Source organism: Rhizobium sp. P38BS-XIX (genome assembly GCF_012641435.1).
GTDB lineage: Bacteria > Pseudomonadota > Alphaproteobacteria > Rhizobiales > Rhizobiaceae > Rhizobium.
On the sequence record NZ_JABAIJ010000009.1, the window covers coordinates 70085 to 82122 of the forward strand.

The following is a 12038-nucleotide window of genomic DNA, read 5'->3' on the forward strand; positions in this document are numbered from 1 at the left end:
CAAAGCCGGTTTGATGGGGCGAAACTACTTGCGCGCGCGCGTCGATATCATGCCTGCCTAGTCGGGCGGGTGGTCGAACATGTCGATCTGGCGGGGGTCTTTCTTTCGCCGAGGGCCGAGCGGCTTGCTCTTTCGCGCGCGCTTCAAGAGGCGTTCAACGCCGCTTTCCGTCAGGCCGAGCCGTCGGGCGATATCCCGGTTGCTCATCTCGTCACGAACATAACGACGTGCGCGAAACTCGCGGGCAAGCGGAACCCGTATATAGCCGCCCGGATAGGATTTGGCTAGCCGGGAGGCAGCATCATTGCCGATCGTCGATGAAAGGTCGCTTCGCGCCGGATCGGCCGGCACGTAGAGCCGCACGCCGGCATGTGCCTCGACGAGGGCAAAGAAACCGTCCTCGCCAAGCAAGACCACGAGGTCATTCGAAAGATCTTCAGACATCGGAGATCCTGTTCGAAAGGACGAGCTGCTGTTGTGTCAACGCTCTGAGGCGCACTTCCAACTCGATACGTTTATGGGAAAAGCGCGGGAGCTTGGCGATACGCTTCGCCAGCTCGTCGCGCCGTGCCTGCAGAGCGTCCACTTCCCGTTGCTCCGGCCAGCCGAAGAGCGGCATGACAGCAGTGGAAGGAACGCTCTTGGTCATCATGATCCAGCCTTTCCGGCACGGATGCGCTCGCCGAGAGCGTTCATCACGATCTGCCATTCGCCGGGTTTCAGATGGTCGAGGATGATGGCTTTGATCTGGAGAAGCTTGGCGACTTCCTCGTCAAAGCCCTTGCGCACGATCAAGCTCGCGCTGGGATGCAGGAGCATCCATTGCGCCCAGGCGATCTTCGCGCCGTCCTTGGCAAGCCACTCGTAACCGCCGGTGTTGCCGAAGCCGACGCCAGCTTCTCGCTTCAGCCAGCCCTTGAGACCGTCGATCGCCTTGGCTGCGTCGTCGGCGTAAACTAGGAAGCGGGTATGGTCGATACCAGTCTGGCGTTTCACGAAAGCCAGCATGGCCTTGTCGTCGCGATCTCGGACGATACCGAGGTTCCAGGCGGCTATCCAAAGCGCCTGGAGCTTCTTTGCAAACTTGCCCGTCAGCTTCTGCCGGCCGTTGGCGCGGCGCTCGGCCGGCTTGAAACCGAGGCGGCGCAACTCCGTCACCACGGCTTTCTGTTCGTCCGGCTTCATCAGCGTAAGGCCGGCTTTGCCGGTGATTCGTGCGTAGAGCGCGCGCCGATCGGCGTCGTCGGAAATGCCGAGCTGCTTGAAACCGGCATGGATTGCGGCGATTGACGACGTCATGAATCACCTCATCCTTGAGTTTTTGCTCGCGCCGTGGTTGCTAGGCACAACATCGAAAGGGTGAACATGTTCGGATATAAGTTTCGTCGTAAAAGCGCCGAGGTGGGTCACACGGCCGGAAAAATACTTTTCGCAATCTTTGTGTTGATGGCGACCTTGTTGTTTCTCGTCGTGATAATTAAGGCCTTTCCGAACAACCATCCGATCCCGGCCTTTGAGAGATTGGCTGATCTCATAGACTATGATGGCAGTCTCACTGTTGCTCTGAAGAGCAATACGGCGGTTGTCCTTAGTACTATCGCTCTTCTGATGTCGGTAGGCAGTGTCATCAATACGATGAACTCCAAGGCGTCGTTCAATGTACGCGACGTTGCGGCGGCAGATCGATTTACCGATTGGTGTACGCCCTGGGCTTTGAGATGTGTTGCGCTGACGAGGGTTGCGGGGGAACAAGCGCGAGCCTTCAGAACGACTGGCAATTATGCCAACTTTAGGTTGGCCATAGGTCATACGCTGTCTGTTGCACACGAGATTTCTTTGAAGTTGGGTGACGGTAAGGCGGTTGGAAGTGATTTTCGCTATCTTGAAGCGAGGCCGCTCTTCGACTCCGAAGCTCTTGATGCTTTCCTGGCCGCAGTGGACAAAACCAATGAGTTTTCTGATCGCTACAGAGAGTTGCTTGAGTCCTCCTCGGTTAATCATATCGATCGCATAGAATTCATTCGAGACGTGGAGGCCATTGCAGAGGCGCTCGCGCAAATGTTGAAGCAACTGCGACGCTTCTCTGAAGGAAGATGGAAGGATCAAGTCGCGCATTGAAACGGCGATTTGTAGAGAAGGTTCTGTGATTTGCGTGGTGAATTTGCGAAAGTCAGAGGAGGATCTGAGCGCATGCAGAATTACCACATTCGGCGGCTTGTTTGGCTGGTAATAATCGTGACGATGGTGGCGCTCCTTCCGCCCGTGATTTTTGGAGAACCACGTAAAGCTGACGGAACCGGTGGCGATCCCTGGCGGAACACGATCTATGATTTTCAGACTCTGATTACTGGTTTGCTCGCGCTGACGGGAGCGGGTGCTACAGTCTTCGCAGCTCTCGCAACTATCAAGCAAATGCGCGACGACGACCATCAACAGGATCTTCGACATCGACGCCAGATGTACCTCGACCGACGCAGAGAGATGATTGCCGCCAAGAGATTTCTTGATCGCATCACCCCAATCTTGGTTAATGTGAACGAGCACGCATCGACCATTCTCAATAGATTGGAAGGTGATGCGTATGGCTATGATCAACTCGAACAGGAGCCGACACGTTCCTGGAGCCATTGGGAGAGAGTGGCTTATTTTGCTTGTCTGACTCAATTTGGAGTGCTCCGCCGCATGCTTGAGGCTACGCCCGGGACGGAGCTCGAACTTTTGATGGCGCAGCCCGAAAGGATGCTGGAGCGCTTGAAGGATGGTGTTAGTGGGGCGTGTCAGTATGGGCTTGTTCCTGATGACATTGCGATGTGGTCCGACGATTCGACTGCGGCGCCGATGGCCTACAGTGGGCAAGCTGCCGTGGCGGTGGCGGAGGCGATACACGCCGCCCAAGAGCTGAAACCTGTGCTTGAGACTTGGTATGCGGAGCTTGAGCATGATTTCGGGGTTGAGAAGCATTAGGTTACCTCACGCGTCTGCAATATTGAGCGAGATGCGAACCCATTCAGCTTCGTGGTTCTCGCGGAAACTGAAATGCAGGTATTCCTTCGAGCCGATCACCCGGACGGCTGCGTTGATCGCCTCCATCGCGCTCAGCCAGCGTGTGTCGTCGCTTTCGATCTTGAACAGCTCGAACACCGCATCCTTGCTGATCTTGCCAGCCTGATCGACATTGAAGGCGCGAGTGACGAGGCCACGGATCTCGGCGCGACCGTCTTCGGTCCACTCATTCAAGCATTCGTCAATGAGACCTTTGGCAACCTGCAACTGAGGGCCAAATTCGATCAGCTTGTTCACGCGGGTTTCAACGGTCAACAGTCCATCGATCGTGCGATACTTCTGGTTTCCAGCACCGGCACGCCCGCGTTTCACGAGACCGTACTTGGCTTCGAGCAACCGATCGAACTCCGCAATATCCGCTCTGGTATGTGCTTTGAAGCGGGCAAGTTCAGCCGAAAGTGGCTTTGCGAAGCCGATGATCTTCCGGACCATCTGATCCTCAAGGAAGTCCTCCGTCTTCACGAGAACGAGTGGTGTGAGACCGCCATCGGAATTGGTGACATATTCCTTGCCGTTGACGACGGTGATGCCCGCTGCCTGCTTTTCTTCGAGAATAACTGCGTCCATGGTTTCAGCCTTTGCTCTTTTGGGTGTGTGGTGTGGCGTTTGCCGCAAGTCGGAGCTTGCGAGCGGCTTTTTCGAGCGCGGTGCGTGCAGCGCGCTCGTCTCTGGAGTGGTGCGCTCTTTCCAGCCGGTCATATGCTTTGATGACGTCGCTGATCGCCTGGGTGACAGACGGCTTCGCAATGGCAGGAGCGGCGCTCGCATTGAGCTTGGGAGCCTTGACGAGATAGAATTGCTCGGCCTCGGCCCGCTCACCCTCGCCACCAATGTTCAAGGTCAATAATCCGGAGTGCTTCATGGTTGCTCTCCGGTAGGCTTGTCCTGAAGCGCACGGGTGCGAGATAGGAACGAAATGATATTGCCGCCCTCTGCGGGAACATCGGCCGAAACATCTCCGCCCAATCGCCTTTCCATCTGTTCGCATTCGGCTGCGATCTCAGTGAGAAGCTCGCAGATATCCGCCGTGGCATTCTCCGGTATCGGGCCTACGACGACGGCATGATTGCGCATGGCATCGCGGAGTGCAGACAACATCTGAGAGGAGCGCATTATTTCTTCCTCCCGAAATTGAGATGCACAACGTTGCCGTCGATCGCTGGCAGAAGATCAGCGAGATGCACGGTGGCTTCCTCTTCGAGGAACGTTCGGCCGTCGCGGCTGGCTTCCATGTCTCGAAGGCAACGCACCTCGATTTCAAGGTTGGTTGCCATCGACTGCATGAGGGAGATCATCTTGATCAGCATCTGCAGTTGGTCGCGCTCGATGGTAATGCCCGGTGCATCCTCAACGGCTAAAAAGCCGTCGAGAAGCGCCTGCAGGCCGCTGCTGAGTGGGATATCGTTTCCACTCATGCGATGTCTCCCATGTCGCGGTTGCGCCATGCGGCGACCAGATAGTTGAGAGACAAGTCTTCACCGTTCCCCAGAGCAGCCATCATGGCGGCTTTGATCGTGCGATCGATGTTTCGGAGCGCGCCTGGCTTGGTTGCGATGTTGTGGAGGAACTTGACGCAATCATCGTCGTCGATCTTCCAGGCATTGATCAGGACGGCGGCGTCGTGAACCGGATCGCGTTCTCGCTTCAGCCGCCTGTCGAAGCGGGTGGCGACCTGGGCGCGACTTGCCACCGAACCCTTATCCTTGATGAAGGAGACGGCGGTATCCTCGTTGCCGAGGAGCGCGACACCGCACTTATGAATGTCCACAAAGTGTCGGATCTGGTTGACCGCATCGGGCACAAGGTTTTGCGCCTCGTCGATAACCAGCAACGTGCCGTCGCCGATGCGCTGCAGCTTTCGACCGATCGCGCGAACAAGACGCGTCGGATTATGCTCTTGGATGTCCAGCTCTGCGGCTAGCTCGACGAGCATCCCATGGACGGTTTTGGTGTTGGGGCTGATCGTGGCAAGCCACGCATGCGGGCGGGTATCGCAGAAGTGACGGGCTGTGGTCGTCTTGCCGGAACCCGAGGGCAAGGTGACGGCGGTAAAGCCTGCCGTCATCTGTGTGAACAATAGAACGTTGTAAACGTCCGCACCGACGTAGGTTTTGACGAACGGCGGCGATACAGGGATGCTTGCGGCAATGCTTGCGCTCTCTTCCAGCGCTTCCAGCCAATTGCCAACCTGCTCGCTGATGTTGCCGAGAACGCCCGGATAGTTACCGTTCGACCACTGCGAGAATGTGCCATCCTTGATGTTGGCTCGACGGGCCACCTCGGCTTTCGTCCAGCCGTTGGCATTCGCGGCGTCGATGACGCGGGTGAGAAGCTTGCGCCACTGCTCGATTTCGTCCTGCGAATGACGCTGCAGGAAGTCAGGAGCAGGTGTCGGGAACGTCCAGCTCGGGGTTGTGCTCTTTGCCTTAATCATTTATTGGTTCCTTAGTTTCTGACTGTCGGGCGGGCCTTCAAACCCGCCCTATTTTTTTGTTGGAACCGTACTCACTACATGCCGGCTCTAGGTTGGCGCCCGTACGCACTACTTCTTCGGGCGATCCCCTTTCGGGAATTTGATGATGGCGGCGTCGCCACCTGCCAGGCGCGCAAGCCCCCGGCTGAAACTGTCTTCGAACTGCTGATCATCGATCGCCGTGGCGATGTCTTGGGCGGGCTGCGTTGCAACCGGCGTGCGCGTGATGAGACGCGTTACGGTCGGCCGCGCCGGCTTTACCGGGGCAGGTTTCGCGCCACGGCCCATGAGTTCGTTCAGCTCCAGATCCGAAAGGCGGCGTGCACTCTTGAGCGCGGCAGCATCATTCTTCTTTTTGGCGCTACGAGCGCGGCTGATTTCGCGGGCGGCGACGGCACAATCGAAGCCGGTCTTTTCGATACAGTCGGCATCACAAAGGAAACGGCCCTGCGGATCGTAGATCTTGACCGATCCGTGAAGATCGGAAGGATCAAAGCGAACCGTCAGTTTCTTGCCGATCCACTGGTTGAGAGACTGGTGCCAGTAGCGGTTCTCGAAGAGATGGACCGCGCCGTTTGGCTTGCGAGCCGTCACAGTCTCAGCCGTCAGCATCCAGAGGGAACGCTGGGCGGGGCTGGCAAACCGGACATACTCATTTGCAGGATCTGCAATGCTCGCGGCAAACACCTGCTCGAAACTCATGCCCTTGGCAGTCTCGGTTTTGCGTCCCAGGCGGGTGTTGTGCTCCTCGACGCACATGGCAACGTGCTTTTCCAGTTCGTCGATCGACACGGCGTCCTTGCCGTAATTTTCCGGCTTATGCTGTGTGCTGCGGCCGGTGTAGCAACCCGCCATCGCCGGATGTTTGGAGATATTCTCGGCCAGATCGCCCCAACCACGCTCGATCGGCTTGGACTGACCGGAATAAGGATTGACGAAGCGCGGATCGATGCCGAGCGTCTTCAGAAGGCCGGCAACTTCGTCTTCAGAGATCTTAAATCGGTTGCGACGCTTTGCGCCGCCCGAAATTTTCGTGGAGGCAAAGGCGCGGCCGTTGTCCATGTAGAGGCGACCCGGTATCCCGTGGGTCTCGACCATGTTGCCGACGATCGTGCGGACGGCCTCCCATGTCTCGGCTTCGCACAACACCCATGACAGGATCTTGCGGGAATAGATGTCCTGCGTTGCCATAAGGAAAACGCGGCCCCATTTTTCGCGACCGGGGAAACGTACATGCAGATCGAGCTTGTGACCGTCCGTGTTAACCATTTGCATGGCCTGAAGATGAGCCACCGACCTCTGTTGTGCCGGAAACAGCTTTTTCGCCTCTTCCTTGCCTTTGCGGGCGAGGATCTGCACAGCGCGAGGGACAAGAATATCCATGCGGCGGCGCAGGGTGCGCTCGTGCGGGATCGGTGCCCAACCCTTCTTCTTGGCAACTTCCTCCATGCGGCGATAGCAGGCGGAAAAAGCTGGACCTTCCGAACGCAGGAAGTCCGACGCCAGCACGTCCCAGGCGTCGGGATGGCATTCGGAAAGCTCGGCAACAAGGCCTTCAGCTATTGGGGATGTGGACGGAGCAAGCGCGGCAAGCCAGTCTTGACGTGCATGGCCCTCCACCATCTTTCGCCACTCGTAATAGGTGGCAGCGGCGATGTCGGCGCGATGTGTTGCGTGTTTGATCGCATGTTCGGCGCTGATACCGGACGCCCGCATGCCATCCACATCGACGAGGACATCAAGCCGCTTTTGGCAAACCGCCTTCTGCTGTGTCGTGAGGGCGTCGTATTTGCGCCAGAGCAGCTTCGCGACGTCAGACTTTTGGGCCGGAAGTTCAGTGTTGAGGAATGCGAGCTTCTGGCGGGCAACTGTCGGAAGCAAACGATAATGGTATTCGAAGCCACCGCCCTGACCACCGCGCTGACGTGCAAGTCCCGTCGAGCGTGCGCCGCTTTTCTCGATAAAGAGGTTGATGCCGCGCTGCGAATGCGGCAGGCCGGGAAGCTTCGCCTCGGCCAGTTCTGCAGGTGTAAACCACTCCTTCATGGGCGTCCTCCCTTGCGGCGGATCGTGACCGGCGTGGCGGTGAGGAGCTTCAGCTCGGCAGCAAGCGCCTTTTGCTCTTGCTGGACACGGGCAATTTCAGCCAGGCGGGCTTCGTCGCCTTCGAGCAGCAACAGCCCGTCGTCGGAAACGATGACATCCCAGAGCCAGACGGCTCCGGTTGCCCTCACAAAGGCTTTGAACCTGACGAGGCTGATATCGTGGGTCACCTTGCTTTCGGCCGTGTACGCATCGAGCGCAGCCTTGGAGATGGTTTCCAGCCGCAAATACTGCGCCATGCGGGCCGCGATGACGGAGCGATCATAGGGGCACTCGCGGATCGCGCGGGCCATCTCACGCTTCAGGCGAGAGCGGAACCGGTCGAGATCGAGCTTTTCAGCAGCGGTGCGGACCGGAAAGATGGCCGTCGAAAACAAATCGAATTGAGCGGGATCGCGCTTCATCATGCAGCCTCAAGAAATGAGAAATCTGCCAAGCTGCCGATGTGATCCGCCACGCGCCGCAACGTGTCGCTGTCGGCCTTCGCCAAGAGCGCACTGACTTTCGTGAAGATGTCTTCTTGCAGATTGGGGGTTGCTTTTGGGCCTTTGAGCCAGCCTAAAACCGGCTTCAAATCCCTATTTTCCTTCAAAGCAGCGGCGACCTTGACCTGATCGTCGGCGGGCAATTTTGCCAGCTTCAGCAGCTTGGATTGATCGTTTTCGGCATCTGTTCCTCGAACGGCCTGGCGAAGCGCGGGGTGTAGGTTTTGGCCGATACGGGTGGCACGCTTGTAGGTGTCAGCTCCGATGCCGAGGCGCTCTTGGACCTGTTGAGAAAGCTCTCGTCCTGGCGCGAATGCAAAAGGTGCATCGTGCCCCTTTTGTTGATCGTACCGCCCGCGCTCGATCTTGCCGTGCTTCTCTTCCCATAGTTCGCGATACTTCATCACGAAGATGGCTCGATCGAGCGGGTTCAGCTCGTTACGGAAGAGGTTTTCGGAGATCTCCAGCAGTTGCGCTTCAGCCTGATCAGCCGCGACTATGATGGCGTCGATCTCCGTCCATCCGAGCAGCTTGGCGGCGGTGGTCCGGTAGCCGCCAGCAACGAGCGTAAAGGGCGTAGAACCCTTGTTTTTGGCCGGTGTGCGGCGGATCGTTATCGGGTTGATCTGGCCGCGTTCGGCCATTGAAGCGGCGATCGCTTCGGCATAGCCCATCTCGATCGGGCGAAGGCGATCGCCGATATGGATTTCGGCAACGGTGGCGCGGATGAACTCAGCCATTACGCGGCCTCCTCGTCGCGGGCGGCATCGTTCAATGCCTCCATGAAAAGGTCGTGAGCGCGGGCAGATATGCGAGCATAGGCTCGCTCGAACACCGGCTCGTAGCGGCGCTCGTCGACCGTGTAGACCGCGCCATAAATCGTGGTGCGGGCCAGCGCCAGGACAGCCATCAGGCGTCGGCGCGGAATGGCAAATTCTGCCGTCAGGATATGGATGGCCACCTGTCGCGCCAACTTGGCGTCGAACATCTCCCGAGGCGGATCGATGATGTGCTGCATTGGCAGGTGGTTGAAGTGTGACCGGCTGGCGCGATAGCAAGCCGATACCATGGCCTGCAGGCGCTCTTCTTCGGAGTATGGGTTAATCATGTCGTGTCTCACAGATGAGCAATGATGGCCGCAACGGCTGCCGCAAGGCCGGCCAGGGCTACGCTGAACATGAGCGCAAGGTCGGCCAAGCGGCAGGTGGGGGAGAACGAAGGAATGAAGGGGTTCCGACCGTCAATTTCGGCACGTTTTTTCGTCATTGGCGAAGGTCCGGAAATGGGAGATTGTTGGGTTGTGGCGCTGGCCGATCGGGACTGACAGCCGGGAACAAGGTTCCTGCGACGATGGTCGCGGCAGGCTAGAGCAGCGGTTTGGCCAGCGTCACGCATCAGGCAGCCGCCTGCGCGTCTGCAGTGTTTCGACGCTGCCAGCGATAGTTGCCATCCGGCTGAGGAGTAATGCGCTGACCATCTGCATGATAACGGGTGCGCCACAACAAATGCGGCCGGGTTTTAAGGGCGGCTGCAATGGCGCGCTCGCCGGCAAGATGGGGCTCGTGTACGGCATTGCCGGCCGTGCCTGCAGGAAGGGAGTAATCCTTGTCGATTTGGGCGAGGGTGATTTTTGCGACGATCAAGCGGCCCTTGATCCGTGCAACCTCTTCGAGGCGACGGCGTTCGGCACGGCCGATCTTGTCGGTTGGGGTGTCGAGATGCATAAGTAAATCCTTGATCCAGATGGGGAGGCCCTGGCCGGCCTCCTTTTTTGGGAAATTGAAGTCTGCGAACACAGAAAGGGGTAACCCAAAATGGGTGGCAAGTAAACACCCATTTTGGGTGTAGTGAATGGCGACAGATAAAGAGCTTTGGAAAGCGGCTGGTAAACGCCTCGCCGCCGCTAGATCGCGTGCAGGCTACCCATCGCAAAAGGCGTTCTCGGTTGCCGTGGATCTCGCTGAGCCGACCATTGCGAAATATGAGCAAGGCGTCCGTGAAATACCCATGACCTTGTTGCATTGGTTGGCCGAACAGCATGGCATTGATGTCAACTGGATTGTGACCGGCCAGGGCAATATGCTCGGTGAAAGGCATGTTCCGTTATCAGACAGCAATCTGCCGCCTAGAACTGAGATGCTTATTGAGCTGATGAACCCGCTCGGTCGGCTCATAAACGAGATCTACCGAGAGATGGGTGTTAAGGTCACTGATGATCAGCGGATGGGTTTGTTAGCCCGATGGTATGCCAATCTGGCGGCAAGGATCGGCCCTCAAGATGATTGGGACCAAATGCAGATGCGGCTCGCAACGATTGGCGAGGACATACGAGCCGAGTTAAAACTTAAGGCCGAAAACCTCTCGTCGAGCAAACGCTCGGCCTTATGATCGTCGAGATAAACGACGAGCAGCGGAAAAAGCACACAGGATCGACCGCACCCGGAAACGCGCACCAGGTATTGCTGTCAAAGATGTTGTTTGACCCTGATAGAGGAACCCCGATCCCTCGGCCCCAGGACGGCCGCCCCCAAAAACTCTAAATCAAACGCAACCCCTAAGAATTACCGGTATTTCCTAACAAACCCAACGGTTGAATTGATAGCGCACAACCGATCTAGGTCGCAATCCGACGGATGGAATATACAGGTCTAGCTGTGACGGTGACGGCTCGTGCCGACGCCGGGGGTTGAACACGCGCTTCACAGACACGCCGATGCGCTTTTAGCCGGAGCTTGGACATGGCACATCGCCCCCGGCCAAAAGCCACGGCGAATGCGCCAGCCGCCAAGCTGCGCATGTGTTCGGCAACCGCTATGGCGGCATGCCTATGTGAAGTCAGGGTGTTCAAGCCCGCTACGGTTATAAATGCGCGCGGAAGCGGTGCAACCGTCAAATTCGCGATGGCTAAAGCGTGCGACGGACTTCCAACTTCCCAAAAAGTTGAAATTCCACTTATCGCAATGAAAAATATGGATAATTTGGCCGTTAACTGTAAAGAAGGAACGGACTTCCATCTTCAAATTGGATTTTTGAGGTCTTCAAAGCTCGCGAGTTGAGCAGCCTTCGAAGCGCGCCGCGACCATCGATCGTTATTTTTCAAAGGTTTGAAGACGCCTCAAAGGCAATTCGGGGCTTTTTAAGCTTCGTCTTGAAGGTCGCACAGGTTTCACGGCTTCCGCCAACAGCATAAGCGTTAAGGGGCTTTCCTCGTGTCAAACTCGACGAACGTCGTCGTCCGCAACCGTCGTCCTATGCCGCTGTTTTTAAACGTTTTGTCACCCAATGACGGCCTGTGACAGGAAATGACGGGTATTCCGGTTACTGGTGGCAGACAACACTGAGGCAGCCTACTCTTATTTTTTGTCTAGTGGCTTCTTGTCCACATGCCCGGGCGAAATCGGATCGCTTGCCGGAAAAGTCTCTTCCAGCGCTTCTTCCAGATAGTCGTCCTGTTCCTTGCGTTCTTTTTCGCTCGGCTTCTGCTGCTTCTTGTCACTCATCGTGCTTACTCCCTGGCTTCTCCTTAAAATACTAGGCCGTGGCTGTGCATTGTCCAGCGGGGAGGGAGCATCGCCGATCAGCGGCTCCAATAAGGTCGTGGCATCGCCCGCTCAAACAACGCTTTCGCATTTATCTTGGAACCGTGCCGGCTCCGCATCGTTTTGTCCATGTGACCAACGAGACGAAAGGGGCAGGCCATGTCCGTACCAAACGAGCCCATGCCCGACCAACCCCCGATCCCGGGCCCGGATTGGATACCGCAGCCGCCGATCGAGGAGCCGGATCCTGATCGGCTTCCGGACGAAGCTCCGCTTCCCAATCCCGATGAGAACGAGGAGCCGCCGAAGCATGCCTCGGAGGCAGCGCTTCCACATCCGCCATGCTGGTGGAATAGCCTGATGCCGTGAGACGCG

The 12038-nt window shown here is 57.4% G+C and carries 20 protein-coding genes; 5 read left to right on the forward strand and 15 right to left on the reverse strand.

The features are described 5' to 3' along the window. Positions 1-57 precede the first annotated feature (57 nt). From HGP17_RS25520 to HGP17_RS25530, 3 genes are read right to left on the reverse strand one after another with little or no spacing between them, the layout of a single operon-like run. Positions 58-444, reverse strand: coding sequence for a sigma-70 region 4 domain-containing protein (locus tag HGP17_RS25520; protein ID WP_168813276.1), 387 nt, complete (start codon positions 442-444; stop codon positions 58-60). Further along, the gene (locus HGP17_RS25525; RefSeq protein ID WP_168813277.1) at positions 437-652 is read right to left on the reverse strand and encodes a hypothetical protein; all 216 of its coding nucleotides are present in this window, start codon (positions 650-652) and stop codon (positions 437-439) included. Before HGP17_RS25525 ends, HGP17_RS25520 begins: the two co-directional genes overlap by 8 nt. Beyond that, complete coding sequence (locus HGP17_RS25530) at positions 649-1299, reverse strand: regulatory protein GemA (RefSeq protein WP_168813278.1); 651 nt, start codon at positions 1297-1299, stop codon at positions 649-651. Before HGP17_RS25530 ends, HGP17_RS25525 begins: the two co-directional genes overlap by 4 nt. A 66-nt stretch (positions 1300-1365) precedes the next feature. Here HGP17_RS25530 and HGP17_RS25535 point away from each other — a divergent pair, with 66 nt between their 5' ends. Both HGP17_RS25535 and HGP17_RS25540 read left to right on the forward strand, forming a co-directional pair. Beyond that, entirely contained in the window at positions 1366-2118 is a 753-nt protein-coding gene (locus HGP17_RS25535; protein ID WP_168813279.1) for a hypothetical protein, read from the forward strand. Positions 2119-2190: 72 nt separating this feature from the next. After that, positions 2191-2964 carry a hypothetical protein gene (locus HGP17_RS25540; protein ID WP_168813280.1) on the forward strand — a complete coding sequence of 258 codons (774 nt, stop codon included), beginning with the start codon at positions 2191-2193 and terminating at the stop codon, positions 2962-2964. Between the two features lie 6 nt (positions 2965-2970). Here the strand turns inward: HGP17_RS25540 and HGP17_RS25545 are convergent, their stop codons facing one another. The 11 genes from HGP17_RS25545 to HGP17_RS25595 form a co-directional block, all read right to left on the reverse strand. Beyond that, positions 2971-3630: a DUF3164 family protein gene (locus HGP17_RS25545; protein WP_168813281.1), complete on the reverse strand. Its 660-nt coding sequence runs from the start codon at positions 3628-3630 to the stop codon at positions 2971-2973. A gap of 4 nt (positions 3631-3634) precedes the next feature. Next, positions 3635-3925, reverse strand: a complete 291-nt coding sequence (locus HGP17_RS25550) for a hypothetical protein (protein ID WP_168813282.1) — start codon at positions 3923-3925, stop codon at positions 3635-3637. Beyond that, positions 3922-4176 (reverse strand): hypothetical protein, encoded by a 255-nt coding sequence (locus HGP17_RS25555; RefSeq protein ID WP_168813283.1) that lies wholly within the window; start codon positions 4174-4176, stop codon positions 3922-3924. Before HGP17_RS25555 ends, HGP17_RS25550 begins: the two co-directional genes overlap by 4 nt. Then, positions 4176-4478, reverse strand: coding sequence for a hypothetical protein (locus HGP17_RS25560; protein WP_168813284.1), 303 nt, complete (start codon positions 4476-4478; stop codon positions 4176-4178). The genes HGP17_RS25555 and HGP17_RS25560 overlap by 1 nt, the downstream gene beginning before the upstream one ends. Next, positions 4475-5497, reverse strand: coding sequence for an AAA family ATPase (locus HGP17_RS25565; protein ID WP_168813285.1), 1023 nt, complete (start codon positions 5495-5497; stop codon positions 4475-4477). Before HGP17_RS25565 ends, HGP17_RS25560 begins: the two co-directional genes overlap by 4 nt. A 108-nt stretch (positions 5498-5605) precedes the next feature. Continuing rightward, entirely contained in the window at positions 5606-7582 is a 1977-nt protein-coding gene (locus HGP17_RS25570; protein WP_168813286.1) for a transposase domain-containing protein, read from the reverse strand. Continuing rightward, a complete protein-coding gene (locus HGP17_RS25575) occupies positions 7579-8043 on the reverse strand; it encodes a hypothetical protein (RefSeq protein WP_205926136.1) in 465 nt (154 codons plus the stop codon). Before HGP17_RS25575 ends, HGP17_RS25570 begins: the two co-directional genes overlap by 4 nt. Beyond that, complete coding sequence (locus HGP17_RS25580; protein ID WP_246704215.1) at positions 8043-8798, reverse strand: ParB N-terminal domain-containing protein; 756 nt, start codon at positions 8796-8798, stop codon at positions 8043-8045. Before HGP17_RS25580 ends, HGP17_RS25575 begins: the two co-directional genes overlap by 1 nt. 65 nt (positions 8799-8863) lie before the next feature. Beyond that, complete coding sequence (locus tag HGP17_RS25585) at positions 8864-9232, reverse strand: hypothetical protein (protein ID WP_168813289.1); 369 nt, start codon at positions 9230-9232, stop codon at positions 8864-8866. Between the two features lie 8 nt (positions 9233-9240). Then, on the reverse strand, positions 9241-9390 hold the full coding sequence (locus HGP17_RS25590) for a hypothetical protein (protein ID WP_168813290.1): 150 nt from the start codon (positions 9388-9390) through the stop codon (positions 9241-9243). A 128-nt stretch (positions 9391-9518) separates the two neighbouring features. Next, on the reverse strand, positions 9519-9920 hold the full coding sequence (locus tag HGP17_RS25595) for a helix-turn-helix domain-containing protein (protein ID WP_348648994.1): 402 nt from the start codon (positions 9918-9920) through the stop codon (positions 9519-9521). A 55-nt stretch (positions 9921-9975) separates the two neighbouring features. Between HGP17_RS25595 and HGP17_RS25600 the strand changes: the two genes are divergently transcribed. Both HGP17_RS25600 and HGP17_RS25605 read left to right on the forward strand, forming a co-directional pair. Beyond that, complete coding sequence (locus HGP17_RS25600; RefSeq protein WP_168813291.1) at positions 9976-10512, forward strand: helix-turn-helix transcriptional regulator; 537 nt, start codon at positions 9976-9978, stop codon at positions 10510-10512. 350 nt (positions 10513-10862) lie between these two features. Then, positions 10863-11180 (forward strand): hypothetical protein, encoded by a 318-nt coding sequence (locus HGP17_RS25605; RefSeq protein ID WP_168813292.1) that lies wholly within the window; start codon positions 10863-10865, stop codon positions 11178-11180. Between the two features lie 297 nt (positions 11181-11477). Here the strand turns inward: HGP17_RS25605 and HGP17_RS25610 are convergent, their stop codons facing one another. Then, the gene (locus HGP17_RS25610) at positions 11478-11624 is read right to left on the reverse strand and encodes a hypothetical protein (RefSeq protein WP_168813293.1); all 147 of its coding nucleotides are present in this window, start codon (positions 11622-11624) and stop codon (positions 11478-11480) included. Positions 11625-11822: 198 nt separating this feature from the next. On the opposite strand from HGP17_RS25610, the gene HGP17_RS25615 reads away from it, so the two are divergent. Next, positions 11823-12032 carry a hypothetical protein gene (locus HGP17_RS25615; protein ID WP_168813294.1) on the forward strand — a complete coding sequence of 70 codons (210 nt, stop codon included), beginning with the start codon at positions 11823-11825 and terminating at the stop codon, positions 12030-12032. The last annotated feature ends 6 nt before the right edge of the window (positions 12033-12038 follow it).